The organism is Pseudomonas sp. UTLPPB19802 (assembly GCF_059730225.1).
The window spans coordinates 4,274,072-4,291,489 of sequence record NZ_AP048545.1; the positions used below are offsets into that span (position 1 = coordinate 4,274,072).

A 17,418-nucleotide genomic window follows, 5' to 3' on the forward strand; every position below is an offset into this window, starting at 1 on the left:
CGTTGTCACTGGACAAAACTGCCGACCAGAATACGTTTGAGGGATCGCTCTCTTTCAAGCGCTATCAATAGAGACTAGATCGCGTTTTTCCAGACGCAAGCCAGGCGTTGCATCCTTGTCGCCATCCGTCGCCCAGCACCAGCGGGCAAATGGTTACCCCTGCCTGCCAGCGACCGACGTGTTGAGGTAATATCGTCCCTCGAAACGGCGCCCGAACGCGCCCGACAAAGGACTGTATGCCCGCCACGTCGTCCCTTCGCCGCTTGTCTGCCTGTGTTGTACTGGGGCTGCTTGTCGGCTGCCAACCCGAACCGGCAACGCCCCTCGACCAGCAACTCTATGTCTGGCAGCGCCAATGGCGGCCGGCCCATGAACACGCCCTGGCCGAAAGCCGGGCGGACTTCTCGACCTTGCGCGTGCTGGCGCTGCAGGCCCAACCCAAGGCCGGGTGGAGCAGGGCGCTGGTTGACCTGTCAGAGCTCAGGACCGATGGCCGGCCAGTGATTGCCGTCGTCCGCCTTGATGGCCAGCTCTCCGCCCTGGACCTGGAAGTGGCGCATGCCCAGATCACCCGGCTATTGGCAGACTGGCAGGCGGCCGGCGTGACGCCGAGCGGGCTGGAAATCGACCACGACAGCGCCAGTGCCCGCCTGCCGGGCTATACCGAGTTCCTGCTGAAGCTGCGCGAGCAACTGCCGCCAGGCCTGAAGCTCAGCATCACCGCCTTGCCCGCCTGGCTCGACAGTCCGCAACTGCCGGCACTGTTGCAGGCAGTGGATAGCAGCGTGTTGCAAGTGCATGCCGTGAGCCATCCAAGGCAGGGCCTCTTCGACCCGGTGCAGGCCAGGAAATGGGCCGATCGCTGGAGCCATGTCACTGAGAAACCGTTCTACCTGGCCTTGCCGGCCTATGGCGTGGCTCTGCTGCCGGATACGGGGGGCTCGCCGGTGGTGGAGAGCGAGGCGCCATTGAATCTGGGCGGGGAGCGGCGCGAGCTGCTCGCCGATCCCCGGCAACTGGCGGACCTGGGCCGGCAACTGCGAGACAAGCCACCAGCGCATCTGTCCGGCGTGATCTGGTTCCGCCTGCCATTACCAGACGATCGCCGCGCCTGGAGCCTGACGACGCTGCGAGCGGTGGCGCGGGGCGAGGCACTCACCGGCCACTGGCAGGTCGAACTGTCGCAGCACGATGGACTCTATGACATCAGCCTGAGTAATGTCGGCAACCTCGACCAGCCATTGCCCGAACGGGTCGAGCTGAGCGCCGGGCAATGCGACGGCGCCGATGGGCTCAATGGCTACACCTTGCAGCAATCAACGCAACATCTCGTCTTCAACCGCCAGTCCAGCGCCCGCGTCGCCGCTGGTGGCCGGCGTGCCCTCGGTTGGGCGCGCTGTATCCGAATCGATCAAGGAGCGTGGCATGTCTACCCGTAACTGGCCCCGGCACCTGTTGTGCCTGTCCCTCAGCCTGCCACTCGGCTCGGCGCTGGCCTGCGGCCCGGACTTTCCATTGCGGCTGCTGGACAACCGTGCGCAATCGCTGGCCGAGTTGCCGGAAACCAACTTCGCCTTCGAGGTGAGCCGTCTCGGCCAGGCGATCACCGGCCTCAAGCCGGCTACCGATGCAACGCTCAGGATGTACTGGTACACCGACGACAACACCAACGTCTACCGGGAGCAGCGCGACACGGTCGAGGCCAGCGAGCTGCCGGAAAACCTGCGGGCCAAGGCAGCGCAACTACGCACCTTGCAGGACCCGCAGCAGGTGGAACAGCAAGGCGCCGATCTGCCGGATGAAATGAGACTGTACATCGCAGGTGCGGTGGCCTTCGAAAGCGGTAGCCAGGCCCAGGCGGCCGAGTACTTCCGCAAGGTCCTGGCCTTGCCCGCCGAACAGCGCAAACTTCGCAGTACCTGGGCGGCCTATTCCCTGGGGCGGGCACTGGTGGCACTGAGCGCCGAGGCCAGCGACGATCCGCAGCAAACGCCGGTCGCTCTGCAAGCCGAGGCTCGGCTGGCGTTCCAGAAGGTGCGTGAACTCAGTGCCGGTGATTTCAGCGACCCACTGGAGCTGGGCATTGCCAGCCTGGGTGAGGAGGCACGGCTGGCCAAGCTCAATGGCGACTGGGAAACCGCCGTGCAACTGTACGCCAGCCAAAGCCGGCTTGGTTCCAGCACCGGCTATAGCTCGTTGCAACAGGTTGCCGGTGAATTGCATCAGTTACCGGATGCGCAGTTGCGCGAGCAGTTGCAGCACCCCTCTGTCCAGAACCTCCTGGCTGCGTTCCTGCTGAGCCGGGTTGGTTGGTCCTTCGATGAGCAGCCCGAATACACGGTGCGCCTGACCCGGATGGTCCTCGACAGTGCCGTCGGCAACCTGGGGTACGCCGATCGGCTGGCGGCCTTGAGTTACCAGAAGGGTGACTTCGCCATGGCCAAGGCCTTCCTCGAACACGCCGGCGATGGCGGCCTCGCCTGGTGGGTGCGGGCCAAGCTCGCGCTGCGCGATGGCGACAAGGTCCAGGCGGCTGCCGCGTATGCCAAGGCGGCTGCGGCATTTCCCAAGGACGAAAGCTGGGGCTCGCGGCGGACACCGGACTGGGCTTACGAAAGCGTCCAGCCCGGCTGCCGGGTCGAAGGCGAAGGCGCGATCCTGGCGCTGGATCGTGGCGACTACCTGCAGGCGTTCGACCAACTCTACCGCAGCCAGGATATCTACTGGCCGGATGCTGCGACCGTGGCCGAGCGGGTGCTGACCCTCGATGAGCTGAAAGGCTACGTCGACGCCCATGTGGTCGCGCCGTCGCCGGCCACCCAGGAAGACAAGGACAACTACGTGCGTCGTCCGGTAGCCGCGCAACTGCGCGAGCTGCTGGGCCGCCGGCTGTTGCGCGAAGGTCGTTACGACGAAGCGCCAGCCTACTTCGACACGCCCGAACTGCGGGCCAGCGCCCAGGCCTACGGCAAGGACCGCCAGGACGCCGCCTCACGCTGGACCGCCACCGGCCGCGCCGAGGCGCTGTATGCCGCCGCGAAACGGGCGCGCAAGTCGGGCATGCAATTGCTCGGCTACGAAATGGCACCGGACTACCGCTGGCTGGAAGGCAGCTACAGCCTCGACAGTCCTGAACTGAAGCCGGCCCCGTTCCTGGCGGAGGCGGAAATCAAGCGTCAGCAGGGTACCGAGGCCAAGCCCAACCAGCGTTATCACTACCGTTACGTCGCCGTCGACCTGGCCAGCCAGGCGGCCGATCAACTGCCTCATAGCAGCCAGGCGTTTGCGGCAGTGCTGTGCAAGGCTGCGGGCTGGGTCGCCGGCACCGACCAGGAAATTTCGCTGTACCAGCGTTATGTCGAGCAGGGCCCCTATGTCAGCTGGGCGGGGAATTTCGGTCAGCAGTGCGAGGAGCCACGGTTCGACCAGGCCAACCGGCGCTACCTGACACAGCCGATCAATGCCGTACGCACGGCGTTGCGTCCCTACAAGGTGCTGGTATGGGCCGGGGCGATAGCGCTGATTGGTGGTATCGCCTGGCTGTGGATTCGCCGTCGCAAGGCAAAGCAGTGAAGCAATCGATTGCGCGGCGTGCTATTGATAGGGGGTAACTCCCTGAACAACCATCAGTTTCAAGATTTACGAGGTGAAGATATGCCGGTTAAGCACGACTTGTTCGCAGATTTGCATGTGACCCGGGAACAGGTCACGGAGCGCAGGGCCCAGGACAGCAAGCTCAACCATCTGCTCGACGAGTACGACGAGATCGACAAGCAGGTGCTGGCCGCCGAGGCCGCGCTGGCAGAAGATGATGATGTCAGGAAGCTCAAGGAAAAACGGCTGTTGGTGAAGGACAAGATCGTTCGCCAGCTGGAACAGCCGCACTGATCAGGCGAGCCGCTTGAGCCACGCTGCGGGCATCCCGGCCCGCAGCTCTTTGAATGGAGTTTTCATGTCGTTGACGATGCCGCCTACGGCCGAGGAGCCGATCCGGCCCAAGGTCGTGCTGATCACCATGTTTGCGCCCGAAGCCCAGGCCTGGATCGACCGCCTGGCATTCAATCGGCAGGTCCCGCTGCCGGGGCTGAGCGCCGACTACCCGAATATTCTCTGTAACGACCAGGGCGTCTGCCTGCTGGTGACTGGCATGGGCCAGACCAACGCTGCCACTTCAACCCTGGCGCTGGCTCTGTCGACCCAGTTCGACCTGCGCCAGACCTATTTCCTGATTGCCGGTATCGCCGGGATCAACCCGCACCGCGGCACCCTCGGTACCGCGGCCTGGGCCCGCTACCTGGTGGACTTCGGCACCCAGTGGGCGCTCGACTCGCGGGATGCGCCGCAGGATTGGCCAAGTGGCTACATCGGCGTCAACACCCGAGGGCCGGATGAAAAACCGCCCCTGGATTACCGTACCGAAATCTTCGAACTCAATGCCAGGCTGCAGGCAAGGGCGTATGCCTTGACGCGGCAGGTGGCCCTGAGTGAAAGCACCGAATCGGCCGCCTGGCGGATGAAGTATCCCGACGCGCCGGCGAACCAGCCGCCGCAGGTGATTCGTGGCGATACCGCCTCAAGCTGCACCTGGTTCTCCGGCACGCGCCTGGGTGAGCGGGCAGGGGCCTGGACCCGGTTGTTGACCGACGGGGAAGGGGACTATTGCACCACCCAGCAGGAAGACAACTCCACCTACGAAGCCCTGTCGCGAGCGGCAAGAGCCGGCCTGCTGGACATCGAACGCCTGGCCGTAGTGCGCGCCGGCTCGAACTTCGACCGGCCCTATCCAGGCTACAGCGATGCCGACAACCTGCTCAACTACGCCGAGCAGGGCGGGTTTGCCCCGGCGCTGGAGAATCTCTACCGGGTGGGCAACACCTTGGTCCAGGAGATCGTTGGCAACTGGGCGGAGTGGGAGCAGGGCGTTCCCGAGTCCTGATGGGTACCCCGTAGGATCTCTTCGCGGATGAATCCGCCTCCTACAGTTTGGCGGTGATCATCCTGTTTTTGATCACCGAACCACCCTCTGGGAGGCGGATTCATCCGCGAACAGTGATACCCGGTCTGTATATCCATCCAGTTGCGTTATAGTGACGACCTCACCTCCGTTCGAGAGCAGGTCTTGTCTTCTCCATCGCCGATCACCGCGCCCACCGCCCTGGCCCAGGCGCTCCCGCCGGTCACGCTGTACCTGGCCCGGCTGGCGCCCTCCAGTCGCCAGACCATGCGTTATGTGCTGCAGGATGCAGCCGATCGCCTGGGCCTGGAGGACACACCCATCGATGAAATCGCCTGGCACCATCTGCAGCCGGCTCATATCACCGCCCTGGTGGCGGCCCTGCGCGAAGACGGCTTCGCCCCCAACACCTCGTCGCTGTATGTCAACGCCATTCGCGGCGTGATGAACCAGGCCTGGCAGCAGGACCTGATCACTCCCGAGCAATTGATGAAGATCCGTGCGGTCAAGGCTGCAGGCGGCTCGCGCCTGAGCCCCGGGCGCAACCTGCGGCGCACACTGATCCGCGACCTGATGGAAGCCTGTGCCGCCGACCCGCGGCCCCAGGGCCTGCGTGACGCGGCAATCATCGCGATCCTGTATGGCACCGGCATGCGCAAGTCCGAGTCGGTGGATATCGAGTTGCACCACGTCAATGTCGCCGAGCGCAGCCTGCGGGTGATCGGCAAGGGCAACCGCGAGCTGATCAAGTTCGCCCCGGCCTGGGCCTTCGACAAGCTCGACGCCTGGCTGCGCTTTCGCCGCGGGCAGTTGCCCGAAGGCATGGCCGACGATACGTTCCTGTTCAACCGGATTCGCCGCGGCCATCACATCACCCGGGAACGGCTGACCAAGCACGCGATCTACTACATCGCCAAGCAGCGCGGTCGACAGGTTGGCGTCGAGATCATGCCGCACGATTTCCGGCGTTCCTTTATCACCCGCGTGATCGAAGAGTACGATGTGTCGATTGCCCAGAAGCTGGCGCACCACGCCAACATCGCCACCACCGCTGGCTACGACATGCGCGACGACAACGAGCGGCGCAACGTGACCGACCGTTTCCTGCTTTGAATCCAGCACAGACCGACTACCTGAAAGGATCGACCATGTTCAAACCCCTGGCTCTGGCCTTGCTGTTGTCCTGCTCCCTGGCCCAGGCGGCGGAGCAGCCCGCGTTGCTCGCTGACATGCCGCTGACCTACCTGGAACAGGCGAGCCCCGAGACCCACGACCAGCCGCTGGTGATCTTCCTCCACGGCTATGGCAGCAACGAACAAGACCTGTTCGGCATCAAGGACAGCCTGCCTGGCAACTACACCGTCCTGTCGGTGCGCGGCAGGCTGGAACTGGGCGCGGGCGGCTACCAGTGGTTCCACAGGCGTACCGATTCGGCGCAATACGACGGCAACAGCGATGATCTAAAGCTGAGTGCCGAGGCGCTGACCGATTTCATCCAGCGGGCCACCCGCAAATATCACACCGAGCCGGACAAGGTCTTCCTGGTCGGTTTCAGCCAGGGCGCGATGATGACCTACGAAGTGGCGCTGCGGCACCCTGAAGTGCTGCGCGGAATCGCCGCGTTGAGCGGACGAGTGCTACCGGTAGTACGTACGCAGGCCAAGGCGCCGACGGACTATCAGGGGCTGGGCGTATTCATCGGCCACGGTACCGCCGACCCGCAGGTCCCGTATTCCGGGGCGACCGACGCGCAGGTCTATCTCAAGAGCCTATCGATCGAACCGCAACTTCATACATACCATGGCGTGGTACATACTATAAGCGGCGCCGAAGTCAGCGACCTGGCGAACTGGATTGCCGCCTCGCTCAAGCCCTGAGAAAGCCCTGCTGCTGGCTGGTGAGTGCACCGGCTGTGGCAGCTCTTTTAGTGGCGAGCGGGCTTGCCCGCGCTGGGCTGCCATGCAGCCCCATCATCAGGCGCCTCGCTCGATCAGACATAACCAGGTAGTCGACCTGAGGGCTGCCATGCAGCCCAACGCGGGCAAGCCCGCTCGCCACCAGGCTGCTTGGCACCAGCCCGCTGGCCAGCCATCTTGTGAGGCACTTGCGCATCCCTGGGGTGTCAGAAGTCCCAACGGCCGGAATAAACACCGGCCCTTGCGTCCTCAGATACCTCGGGAGAAACGATGAACCAGGATTTCCTCGCCACCGAAACCAACCGTCGCCAACTGCAACAGATCATCGCCGGCCTGTCCGATGGCGTGATCCTGATCGAGGTCGACCAGAGCATTCTCTGGGCCAACGAGGCCGCCCTGGCCATGCACGGCGTCAGCGAGGTCAGTGAACTGGGCGCGAATGCCGAGCAGTACCGTGAACGTTTTGCCTTGCGTTACCGCAATCACCACGCGCTGGCTGCCGACAGCTACCCGATTGCCAGGGTGGCCAACGGTGAAACCTTCAGCGACCTGCTGGTCGAGGTCACCGCCCAGGCCGACCCGGACCGCACCCGGGTGCACAATATCCGCAGCATGATTCTTACCGATCGCGCCGGTGAACCGGAGTCCCTGGTGCTGATCATCAGCGACGCCACCGAGCTGGCCAGCGCCGAGCAGCGCTTCGAGAAAGCTTTTGGCGCCAACCCCGCACCAGCGGTGATCTGCCGGCTCAGCGACCTGCGCTACATCAAGGTCAACCAGGGCTTCATCGAAATGACCGGCTACAGTCGCGAACAGGTGATCGGGCGTTCGGTCTACGAGCTCGATGTACTGGAAGACGCCGAGCGTCGCGAGCTGGCGATCCAGCGGCTGGGGGAGGGCGCGACCATCCCGCAGATGCAGGCCGAACTGAAATTGGCGGACGGCAGCAGCAAGCTGGTGGTCGTGGCCGGCCAGCCGCTGGACATCAACGAGCAGGACTGCATGCTGTTCACCTTCATGGACCTCGAACCCCGCCGGCGCGCGGAAACCGCACTGCGCCACAGCGAGGAGCGCTTTGCCAAGGCCTTCCGGCTGGCACCAGCGCCAACCCTGCTCTGTGGTGCTGCCAGCCGGCAGTTGCTCGACGTCAACGAAGCCTTGCTCGGCAGCACGGGCTATCAGGCGCAGGAGTTGCTGGGGATACGAGTCGACGAGGTGGGCCTGTTCGAAGATGGCAAGCTCTGCGAGCAGATCTTCGCCGCGCTGGCCAAGGCCGGCCGCCTGGAAAGCCTCGACCTGCGTATCCGTCGCAAGGACGGTGAACTGATCGACTGCGCCCTGTCGGCCGACAGTGTGCAGATCCAGGATGAACCCTGCTATCTGCTGGTGTTGATGAACATCACCGAGCGCAAGCGCTCGGAGCTGGAACTGGTGGCGGCGATCGAGGCGGCGATGCAGGACACGTCCTGGTTCAGCCAGAAGCTGATCGAAAAGCTGGCGACGGTGAAGAACGTCAATTCCCGCAAACTGCCTGGCCTGTCTTTCGCCGACCTGACGCCGCGCGAGCGCGATGTGTTGGAACTCATTTGCGAGGGGCTCGCCGACAAGGAGATTGCCGCACGCTTGAAACTGGCGCCAAACACCGTGCGCAACCACGTGGCGACGGTGTACTCCAAGCTCGACGTGCACAGCCGCAGCGAGGCCATCGTCTGGGCGCGCGAGCGCGGGCTGTTTGGCACCCGACCCCAGGACGCCTAGTGCAAATGCACCAGCGCCACTAGTTCATATTCAGGTTTCTTCGGCAGGCTTGGCGTCTCAGCATGGAGACACGGCGATCGGGCCTGTTGCCCGACTCGCAGCCAACCTGCTGAAGGACTTCGCTGGTGTTTTCTTTAATGGATCTACGTGCACTGCTCGAACAGGGTTTCGCGCCGCTGGCTTGTGACTGCGTGTTGGGCGATGCCTCGTTGAGCGTGCGGGTCTATGACCGCGAGACCGGTCGCGTCGACTTGATGGTGGCGGGCATCGCCCTGAGTGGCTTGCGCCAGCGTGGAGACGCCCTACGCCTGCTCGAAGAGCTGCGAGACGAACTGAAATTCAACGCGTTGCAGGGCCTGGATAGCTGATCTGTCCGTTTACAGCAATGCCTTCCCCGCTTTCCTGAACCCCACCTGACTCGACCCGCCCCAAGCATTTGCAGACCCGCACCCAGGTTCCATACTGGGTGCCAGGCGTATTTGGCGCGGTCGACAATGCGGGGACTCTAATGGCTTTGGCGCAGCAGGCATTGCAGGGACCGGCAGTCCGCCCGGACACCCCCTCGAAAATACGCCAGTCGCTGATGCTCGGCGGCGTGGTGATCCTCACCGGTATCGGTGCCGGCCTGGGTGGCATGTTGTTGGCGATGCTGCTGCACGGCATCCAGCACCTCGCCTATGGCTACGGCCAGGATAGCCTGACCCGCCATGAAAGCTTTCTGATCGGCGTCAGCAGTGCCTCTCCCGAACGCCGCGTCCTGGTCCTGGCCCTCTGTGGCCTGGTTGCTGGCGTGGGCTGGTGGTTGTTGTATCGCTTCGGCCGGCCACTGGTCAGCATCAAAAAGGCCGTCGCCCCAGATGGCGCCGAAATGCCCGCCAAGACCACGCTGGTCCACGCCTTGCTGCAGATCGTTACCGTCGCCCTGGGCTCCCCCCTGGGCCGCGAAGTTGCCCCGCGGGAAGTCGGCGCCCTGGTCGGCTCCTGGCTGTCGCGCAAGGCCGGCCTGCCGGCCGAAACCCGGCGACTGATGATTGCCTGTGGTGCCGGGGCCGGCTTGGCAGCGGTGTACAACGTGCCGTTGGGCGGGGCGATCTTCGTGCTGGAGGTGTTGATCGGCAGCTTCAGTTGGCCGGCGGCGATGATTGCCCTGGCGACCTCGGCGATCGGTGCCTGTGTCGCCTGGATCGGCCTGGGCGCCGAAGTGCAGTACGTGGTACCGACCTTGCCCCTGAGCCCTGGTCTGGTCGCTTGGGCACTGCTCGCCGGGCCGCTGTTCGGGCTGGCAGCCCATGGATTCGGGCGCCTGACCGGCCAGGCCCGGACCCACGCCGCGCGGGGCTGGCAACTGCCGGTTCTATCGCTGATCAACTTCACCCTCATCGGTTGTGTCGCGGTTTACCTGCCGCAGGTGCTCGGCAACGGCAAGGGGCCCGCGCAACTGGGCTTCGACAGCGAGCTGACGATTGGCCTGGCGGCGCTGCTGCTGGTGGTCAAGGTGCTGATCACCAGCAGCAGCCTGCGGGCCGGGGCCGAAGGTGGCCTACTGACGCCAGGGCTGGCGATCGGTGCACTGCTGGCGATCATACTCGGTGGACTGTGGAGCCTGGCCTGGCCAGGCATCCCGCTGGGAGCATTCGCTATCGTCGGGGCCGCGGCGTTTCTTGCCTCCTCGATGAGCATGCCGATCACCGCCATTGTGCTGGTGGTCGAGTTCACCCGTATCGACCATGACTTCCTGGTGCCGATCATCCTCGCAGTAGTCGGCTCGGTCTGCGTGAGTCGGCTGTGTGCAACCCTGGCCGAGGCGAAACGCTAGGCGCTTGCTCGACACCCCGTGATCCAGATGGCTGCCGGGGATCTGCCGGCAACTGATTCCCATCGAAATTTTCCTACCGCCACTTTGAAAGATTAATCGGCGCGTTAGCACCAGCTTCCCGTACTTTCCCCCTCATTTCCCCTCGGATACCGGCGCACGGGATTGCAGATGTGTCATCTGTGGGCATTATTATTTGCGTGTTCAGTGTATTGACTATTCGTTCAGTCAAAAAATACTATTGCATCTCATTCTTAAACGCGTACTCAACGGATCGACGAGGGAACGGGTCAATGTGGCAATCGTTAAAGGGTAGGGCTGCTCTAGGGGTGGTGTATGGCGCCATCTTGAGTCCAGGCCTGAGTATGTCTGAGGCCGTTGCCCAGGAAAGCACCGAACCCGCCCTTGAGCTGCAGAGCGTCACGGTCACCGCGCGCAAGCGTGAGGAAACCGAGCAGAAGGTCCCGGTCAGCATGAGCGTGATCACCCCGGAGCAGGCGAAGCAGAATATTTCCCCGGCTTCGAGCAACGCCGACCTGGCGCGGCAGGTACCCAACTTCAACTACATGGAATCCGGAGGCCAGTACAGCAACTCCGGCAACATCCGCGGGGTCGGCTCGTTCTCGCCGCTGTCAGCCGACGACACCTCCATCGTATTCAATATCGACGAAGTGCCCGTGTCCGCCTATGGAGTGCCACCGGCGCTGCTGGATATCGAGCGAGTCGAAGTGCTGCGTGGCCCGCAGGGCACCCTGTACGGGCGTAATACCCAGGGTGGGGCGATCAACGTGGTACCCAATCGCCCATCATTCGAGCATGAAGGCTCGGTGCGGCTTGAGGGGGGCAGCCGTGGTTATGCCCTGGGCGAATTGATCAGCAACGAGGCCCTGGGTGATAACGTCGCCGGGCGCCTGGCGTTGCGCTACAGCGAGCAGGGCGGTGACATTTCCAATCGTGCCGCAGGCGGCAAGGACGGTGGCTCGCAGATCAGCGCCATGCGCGGTTCGCTGCTGTTTTTGCCCAACGGCGATACCCAGGCGCTGCTGACGTTCTCCTACAACCGCAATGACGACGATGCGCCACGCTTCATCCTGCGCAGCGGGCGCACGCCTGACAGCGGACTGAACCCGCGCAACGACTTCAGTCGCGAGAGCTCGGCGGTCAACCTGCGGGTAACCCATGACTTGGGTTGGGCACAACTGACTTCGTTGTCGAGTGTCCAGTATTCGACCTTCCGCCAGCGCATGGACATGATCGACAGCGTGCTCTACTCGGCACTGACCGGCAGCCCGCAAGCGGCATTCAACGGCGATACCGATCGCTATCGCGGCACCCTGCGCGATGTTGCCTACCTGCAGGAGTTCCGCCTGGCGTCGCGGGAAGACAGCTACGTGCAATGGGTGACCGGGGTCAACCTCTGGCACTCGGAGTTCACTGCCCACACCAATGGCGAAGCCTTTACCCAGCCTCGCTTCGCAGTCTTCAGCGGCCAGCAGAAGAACGATTTCAGCACCGACAGCTACTCGCTGTTCGGCGAAGCGACGGTGCCCCTGGCCGATCGGCTCAAGGCCACCGTCGGCCTGCGCGGTACCCACGAGAGCAAGGACGCGGCCTATCGCTACAGCGGCGGTGACCTGGGCACCATCGGCCAGTACCACCAGGACGCGTCGATGTCGGACAACTTTCTCACCGGCCGCGGCAGCCTCAGCTACGACTGGTCCGACAGCCTGATGACCTACATCAGTATCGGTCGCGGGGTGGTCGGTGCCGACTATCCATGGAACTCTTCCAACACGCCGTTCGGGCGTGACGAGCAGTCCTTCGACGCCTCGAAAAGCTGGAGCTATGAGCTGGGCTTCAAGAGCCTGTGGTGGGGGGATCGGATCGCACTCAATGGAGCGGTGTTCTACAACGACGTCAAGGACGGCCACCTCTACGTCTACAACGGCGTCAACTACCAGCCGGTGACCGTTGACTATGACTCGGTGGGGGCCGAACTGGAAAGCCGGCTCAAGTTGACCGAGCGCTTGAGCCTGAACGCCGGCGTCGGCTACACCCATGCCCAACTGAAGCATGTCGACGCCTCGGTGACCGCCTTGACCCGCGGTGCCAGTGACGGCAACCAGGTGCCCAACGTACCGGAATACTCCGCGAACCTCGGGCTCGACTACCGGGTTCCGGCCCAGCAGTGGGGCGTGCCGATCAGTGGCGAGTTCTACGGCAATGTCGACTACCACTACCTCGACAAGCGTGCGGCCGACGTCGCCAACTCCTTCAACCTCGGCTCCTACGACCTGACCAACGCACGTCTGGGTTGGCAGAACAAGGACTACGGCGTCTATCTGTTCGGCAACAACCTGTTCGATCGTCGCTACGAAGCCATGGGGGCCTACTACAGCGCCTCGGTCCAGGCGGTGAAGATCGGCACCGGGCGAGTCGTCGGCGTCGGCCTGACGGCGAATTTCTGAGGACGATGGGCATGCCTGAAGAAGTTTCCACGCTCGCCGCCGCCAGGGAAGAGGGGCATCGGGACTATTGGCGCCTGTTGCCACGTATCGGTCTGTTGTACCTGGCCTTCGGCATCCTGTTCGGGCTGGTCCAGGGTGGCTTGCCGCCGTTGCTGAGGGCTCAGGGCCTGGAACTGGGGCGGATGGGCTGGCTGTTCCTGTTGCTGTTGCCATTCGGCATGACCTTTCTCTGGGCGCCGTGGGTGGATCGCTGGCGCTGGCCGTGGTTCGAACACCGCATCGGCTGGATCCTGGCCATGCAGGCCCTGGCAATCATCGCCGTGGTGATCATCGGCTTCGGCCAGCAGCTTCCAGCCATGGCACTGCTCGCCATGGGTTTGGTAGTGGCCCTGGCCGCCGCAACCATGGACCTGGCCCTCGATGCGCTGGTCACCGAAACCACCCCGGCCCATAGCCGGTCGCTGGCGGGGGCGATGAAGGTCGGTGCACTGAGCATCGGCGCAATGACCGGTGGCGGGGTGTTCGTGATGCTTTTCGACCGCCTGGGCTGGCAGGCGATCTTTCTCGCCGTGGCCGGCTTGCTGGCGCTGACCACCTTGCCGATCCTCGGCTGGCGTCCCGCCGTCAGCCAGCGACATGAAGCCGAACCTTCCGCCAGCCTGTTCCGGGCCCTGGCCCAGCCGATGATGCGCCGACGCCTGTTGTTGCTGTCGGTGGTTTCCAGCGTGCTGATCAGCCTGTTCAGCCTGAATCGGGTAATGCTGATCGACCTGGGCGTGCCCCTGGAAACCGTCGGCTCGGTGGTGGGCCTGCTGGCACCGCTGTGTGGCCTGTTCGCTGCCGTGCTGGCGCCCTGGACCCTGCGCCAGTTGGGGTTGCGCACCAGCCTGGCAGTCTTCTGCGTATTCGGCCTGCTGGCGGTGGCGCTGCTCCTGCTGGGCGCCTGGCAGGGCCATCAGACGCTGGCGATGCTCGGTGCCATCAGCATCAACCTCGGTGTCAGCGGGCTGTACGTGGTGATTTGCGCGGTGATCCTCGGCTGGGCCAACAGCCGCCAGGCCGCGACCGATTATGCGGCGCTCTACGGCATCAGCCGGCTGATCGCCCTGATTGTACTGATGACCCTCATGCAAGGCCTGACCCGCTTGGGCTGGCCAGTGTTCTACGGGATCGGACTGCTGGCGTTGCCGCTGGCCGTGACCCTGTTGAGTCGAACCCTACGGGAGCAACCCGACGGTAGCTGAACCCCATTCAACGGCACTTGACTGACTTGATAACAGGAGGTTTAAAAGTGACATATGCCAAGCGAGGACTGGATGACAAAGGGACAGTATCTAAGGGGGAGGGTGGCCAAGGCTCAGGACTGCAAGCCAATAGCGCAAAAGGCACTGACGCCGGTGGCAGAAAATGAATAAATCCGACTACCTCGTCTTGCGTGAAAACGTGGAGTTCGCAATTGCCGACTTTAACAATGGAAGTTCTGACTCTGCAGCTCTCCTGAACTCCATCATGCGGCTGTTTTTACAGGTCAGTGCCGCAGAACGGGTTCGTGAACAACGCTCTCGACCGGATATTCTTGTGCGATGTGTTTCCGATCGCCGCTGTTGGCGACATCAGCAAGCACGAGCCCACGGCGTAACTTCTGTGTAGGGAGTCGTCGATCGATTGACTGCTAGGCTGTGTACGAAATTGTTTGAAACGCAGGTTAGGCAAGGCAAAAAGCGGCGAGGAAGCGCAGTTGACTGGTTGTCAATGAGCATTCCGAGCCGCTTTTTAACGCCGCATAACCAAGTTTCAAGCGATTTCGTACATAGCCTAGGCAGGACGGGTGATCAGGCTGAGGGCATAGGCCAGGAAAGCCTGGTCATCCGGCACCGGATGACCGGTCACCGCAATGGCGTCGTGGGCCTCGATCTGGCTGTGCAGCCAGTACTGGATCAACCCTCCCACCGTGATCATCGCCTGCCCGGGCGGTATGTCATTGCGCACATGGCCCGCTTCCTGGGCCTTGGCAAAAATCGGCACGAACAGATGGTTGAGCTGTTCGGAGCGCCTTTTACGTTCCTCGTCCTGCTTGCCCATGATGCGCCACAGTTGGAAGCGCAGGGCACTGGGGTGGGACTTCCAATACTCCATGTAGGCGCCTACCAGGGTCGGGATGGTTTGCGCATCAATGGTGTTTTCCGTCAGCGACAGATCCTTGAACCAGACCTGGAAGTCGGCGGTGACACGCTCGCCAACCTGCTCCCAGAGGGTTTCCTTGTCCTTGAAATGGTGGTGGATCAGGGGCGGTGAAACCTGCGCGGCCAGGGCGACCTGGCGAATCGATGCACCCTCGAAACCCGAGACGGAAAATATCTTCAGCGCCGCATCCAGGATCAGGTCGCGGGCATCGGGGCTCGAGTAGTGCGGGCGTAGTTCAGGCATTAATTGGTCTCCAGGCTGAACCCCCGAGTGTAGCGATGACTGACCACTTGATCAACAAACTGAACGCTTGGAAAGCAGGCTTGTGCAATCAGCGTGGGGCAGGGGGCGGGCGCTTAACTATCGGTTCCAGTAATAGTGACCATTGAGCATCGCAAGTTCCGTTCAAGCGGAACAAACCGGAAAATGGCGCCATTCCAACGAACAGTATCTTTCCAGGATTTGCCCATGCGCCGCCTACTGCTTCCCGTTCTGGCCTTCGCCGCCTTGTTACTCCAGGGCTGCGCATCAGCCCCCAATGACCCGACATTGACCCTGCAAACCAGCAAGACGCCGGAAGAATACACCGAGTGCGTGGTGCCGAAACTGCAGAATCGCGCCCTGGCCCCGATGGTTTCCCAGAGCCAGCGGCACTACAAGATCGTCGTGGCCAGCAAGTTTGCCGCGAACAATGTGCTGGAGGCCTACAAGGCGCCTACGGGCGGCAAGGTCTTCATCTATGAACGTCAACTGCTCGCCTCGACCTTCAAGGCTTCGCCGTTCGAGCAGGCGGCCCAGGAATGCCTCTAGGCGCTGGCGTTCGCCCCTGGCTGATTCGCTGGCAACAACACATCCAGTTCACTTCTACCCGGTATTGATGTCAGTTCGAGGCGTCCCCCCAACTGTTCGACCCGCTCACGGATATTGCTCAAGCCGATACCGGTCTGACTGTGTGTGACCTGGAGCACATCAAAACCGATGCCGTCGTCGACCATCGTCAGGCGGATCGAGGTTTCGCTGCAACGCAGGCTGATCGACACGTTCCTCGCCTGGGCATGCCGCTCGATATTGGCCAGGCCTTCCTGGACAATACGGAACAGCGAAACCGCCGCATCATCGGCCAGGTGCCCATCGAACTCGTCGACACGGCAGCTCATCCGCAACCCGGTGCGCTGCTCGAATTCCGCCGCAAGATGACCGATCGCCGCCGGCAGGCCCAGGCTATCGAGCAGCGACGAACGCAAGTCGTGGGACAGGTTGCGTGCTTCGCCGATCACTTCGCCCATGCGCTCGGTCGCGTCTCTCAGGATCCCCAGGCCCTTGGCATACTGCTGTTTCTCGAACACATGCCCGGCCAGCTCGAACTTGAACTTGATCGCCACCAGTAGCTGGCAGATTCCGTCGTGCAATTCACGGGCGATCCGGGCACGTTCATCTTCCTGCAGGCTGACGATACGCCGGGTGAGGTGCCGCAGCTTGCGGTCGGCCAGGCGCTGCTCGCTGAAATTCAGCAGCATCCCGCCGGCGAACACCAGCAACACCGCCACCAGGGCCACCACGGCAATCTCCAGCATGGTCCGGTGAATGCCCCGGGCCACCTCATCACGGGCCTGACGGGTGGCTTGGTCGACATCCTCCAGATAGATACCGGTGCCGACGATCCAGCCCCAACGATCGAGCATCACCACATAGGAAAGCTTGTCGGTGACCTGCCCGGTCGACGGCTTGTTCCAGGCATAACGCTGGAAGCCGCCGCCAGACTGCGCGGTTTTCAGCAGGGCCTGGATCACCGTCACGCCGTGCAGGTCTTTCATGTTCCAGAGATCCTGGCCCACCAGCTCCGCCTGCCGCGCGTGCATCAGGCTGCGGCCTTCGCGATCGTAGACGAAGAAGTAGCCATCGATACCGAAGTTGAGCTTGTGCAGCATCTCCAGCACCTGCTCCCGCGCGTGTTCATCACCGTTGCCGTCGTCATACAGCGGGGCAATCAGGCTTTGCGCCTGGGCCACGTAGTTCTTCAGGTCGGCGCGCTTGCTGGCCAGGATACTGCTTTCGATCAGGTGCGCCTGCTGGTCGCCCAACTGGCGGTTGAGGGAAATCACCAGGCCACAGATCACCGCGATCGCCAGCACCAGGGGCAGGATGCCGAGGGCGACGACTTTGTGTTTGAGCTGCATTGGTGCTCCTGTCCGGCTCGGGGGGCTGTCTGGCAATGGGTGGAAACCGCTGGGCGTCCTGCCGATTTGCCTAAAGACATCGTACAACTACATTGGGCCAGTTCCACCCAGCGGAAACAAGGTGTACACAAACAAGAAAATTGTATTG

The 17,418-nt window shown here is 62.9% G+C and carries 14 protein-coding genes; 12 read left to right on the forward strand and 2 right to left on the reverse strand.

Annotated features, from left to right (window positions below):
• Nucleotides 1–236: 236 nt before the first annotated feature.
• The 11 genes from AC6I6U_RS18930 (at nt 237) to AC6I6U_RS18980 (ending at nt 14,153) form a co-directional block, all read left to right on the forward strand.
• Nucleotides 237–1,439, forward strand: coding sequence for a DUF3142 domain-containing protein (locus tag AC6I6U_RS18930; RefSeq protein WP_497877551.1), 1,203 nt, complete (start codon nt 237–239; stop codon nt 1,437–1,439).
• Entirely contained in the window at nt 1,426–3,573 is a 2,148-nt protein-coding gene (locus AC6I6U_RS18935; RefSeq protein WP_497877552.1) for a hypothetical protein, read from the forward strand. The genes AC6I6U_RS18930 and AC6I6U_RS18935 overlap by 14 nt, the downstream gene beginning before the upstream one ends.
• Nucleotides 3,574–3,654: 81 nt before the next feature.
• A complete protein-coding gene (locus AC6I6U_RS18940) occupies nt 3,655–3,888 on the forward strand; it encodes a DUF465 domain-containing protein (RefSeq protein WP_497877553.1) in 234 nt (77 codons plus the stop codon).
• Nucleotides 3,889–3,952: 64 nt separating this feature from the next.
• On the forward strand, nt 3,953–4,936 hold the full coding sequence (locus tag AC6I6U_RS18945) for a purine-nucleoside phosphorylase (protein ID WP_497877554.1): 984 nt from the start codon (nt 3,953–3,955) through the stop codon (nt 4,934–4,936).
• Nucleotides 4,937–5,119: 183 nt separating this feature from the next.
• Nucleotides 5,120–6,067 carry a site-specific integrase gene (locus AC6I6U_RS18950; protein WP_497877555.1) on the forward strand — a complete coding sequence of 316 codons (948 nt, stop codon included), beginning with the start codon at nt 5,120–5,122 and terminating at the stop codon, nt 6,065–6,067.
• Between the two features lie 35 nt (nt 6,068–6,102).
• Nucleotides 6,103–6,831, forward strand: coding sequence for an alpha/beta hydrolase (locus tag AC6I6U_RS18955; RefSeq protein ID WP_497877556.1), 729 nt, complete (start codon nt 6,103–6,105; stop codon nt 6,829–6,831).
• A gap of 309 nt (nt 6,832–7,140) precedes the next feature.
• Entirely contained in the window at nt 7,141–8,628 is a 1,488-nt protein-coding gene (locus tag AC6I6U_RS18960) for a helix-turn-helix transcriptional regulator (protein ID WP_497877557.1), read from the forward strand.
• A gap of 137 nt (nt 8,629–8,765) precedes the next feature.
• The gene (locus AC6I6U_RS18965) at nt 8,766–8,996 is read left to right on the forward strand and encodes a DUF1652 domain-containing protein (RefSeq protein ID WP_497877558.1); all 231 of its coding nucleotides are present in this window, start codon (nt 8,766–8,768) and stop codon (nt 8,994–8,996) included.
• A gap of 140 nt (nt 8,997–9,136) precedes the next feature.
• Complete coding sequence (locus AC6I6U_RS18970) at nt 9,137–10,444, forward strand: chloride channel protein (protein ID WP_497877559.1); 1,308 nt, start codon at nt 9,137–9,139, stop codon at nt 10,442–10,444.
• Nucleotides 10,445–10,806: 362 nt separating this feature from the next.
• The gene (locus tag AC6I6U_RS18975; RefSeq protein ID WP_497877560.1) at nt 10,807–12,909 is read left to right on the forward strand and encodes a TonB-dependent receptor; all 2,103 of its coding nucleotides are present in this window, start codon (nt 10,807–10,809) and stop codon (nt 12,907–12,909) included.
• 11 nt (nt 12,910–12,920) lie between these two features.
• Nucleotides 12,921–14,153 carry an MFS transporter gene (locus AC6I6U_RS18980; protein WP_497877561.1) on the forward strand — a complete coding sequence of 411 codons (1,233 nt, stop codon included), beginning with the start codon at nt 12,921–12,923 and terminating at the stop codon, nt 14,151–14,153.
• A gap of 571 nt (nt 14,154–14,724) precedes the next feature.
• On the opposite strand, the gene AC6I6U_RS18985 is transcribed toward AC6I6U_RS18980, so the two are convergent.
• Nucleotides 14,725–15,336: a TetR/AcrR family transcriptional regulator gene (locus tag AC6I6U_RS18985; RefSeq protein ID WP_497877562.1), complete on the reverse strand. Its 612-nt coding sequence runs from the start codon at nt 15,334–15,336 to the stop codon at nt 14,725–14,727.
• A gap of 225 nt (nt 15,337–15,561) precedes the next feature.
• Between AC6I6U_RS18985 and AC6I6U_RS18990 the strand changes: the two genes are divergently transcribed.
• The gene (locus tag AC6I6U_RS18990; RefSeq protein WP_497877563.1) at nt 15,562–15,903 is read left to right on the forward strand and encodes a hypothetical protein; all 342 of its coding nucleotides are present in this window, start codon (nt 15,562–15,564) and stop codon (nt 15,901–15,903) included.
• Here the strand turns inward: AC6I6U_RS18990 and AC6I6U_RS18995 are convergent.
• A complete protein-coding gene (locus tag AC6I6U_RS18995; protein WP_497877564.1) occupies nt 15,900–17,270 on the reverse strand; it encodes a cache domain-containing protein in 1,371 nt (456 codons plus the stop codon). The two genes, AC6I6U_RS18990 and AC6I6U_RS18995, sit on opposite strands and share 4 nt — an antisense overlap.
• Nucleotides 17,271–17,418: the final 148 nt, after the last annotated feature.

Coding starts and splice junctions, on each gene's coding strand:
- AC6I6U_RS18930 (WP_497877551.1), top strand. CDS start 237: ATGCCCGCCACGTCGTCCCTTCGCCGCTTGTCTGCCTGTGTTGTACTG.
- AC6I6U_RS18935 (WP_497877552.1), top strand. CDS start 1,426: ATGTCTACCCGTAACTGGCCCCGGCACCTGTTGTGCCTGTCCCTCAGC.
- AC6I6U_RS18940 (WP_497877553.1), top strand. CDS start 3,655: ATGCCGGTTAAGCACGACTTGTTCGCAGATTTGCATGTGACCCGGGAA.
- AC6I6U_RS18945 (WP_497877554.1), top strand. CDS start 3,953: ATGTCGTTGACGATGCCGCCTACGGCCGAGGAGCCGATCCGGCCCAAG.
- AC6I6U_RS18955 (WP_497877556.1), top strand. CDS start 6,103: ATGTTCAAACCCCTGGCTCTGGCCTTGCTGTTGTCCTGCTCCCTGGCC.
- AC6I6U_RS18960 (WP_497877557.1), top strand. CDS start 7,141: ATGAACCAGGATTTCCTCGCCACCGAAACCAACCGTCGCCAACTGCAA.
- AC6I6U_RS18965 (WP_497877558.1), top strand. CDS start 8,766: ATGGATCTACGTGCACTGCTCGAACAGGGTTTCGCGCCGCTGGCTTGT.
- AC6I6U_RS18970 (WP_497877559.1), top strand. CDS start 9,137: ATGGCTTTGGCGCAGCAGGCATTGCAGGGACCGGCAGTCCGCCCGGAC.
- AC6I6U_RS18975 (WP_497877560.1), top strand. CDS start 10,807: ATGTCTGAGGCCGTTGCCCAGGAAAGCACCGAACCCGCCCTTGAGCTG.
- AC6I6U_RS18980 (WP_497877561.1), top strand. CDS start 12,921: ATGCCTGAAGAAGTTTCCACGCTCGCCGCCGCCAGGGAAGAGGGGCAT.
- AC6I6U_RS18985 (WP_497877562.1), bottom strand. CDS start 15,336: ATGCCTGAACTACGCCCGCACTACTCGAGCCCCGATGCCCGCGACCTG.
- AC6I6U_RS18990 (WP_497877563.1), top strand. CDS start 15,562: ATGCGCCGCCTACTGCTTCCCGTTCTGGCCTTCGCCGCCTTGTTACTC.
- AC6I6U_RS18995 (WP_497877564.1), bottom strand. CDS start 17,270: ATGCAGCTCAAACACAAAGTCGTCGCCCTCGGCATCCTGCCCCTGGTG.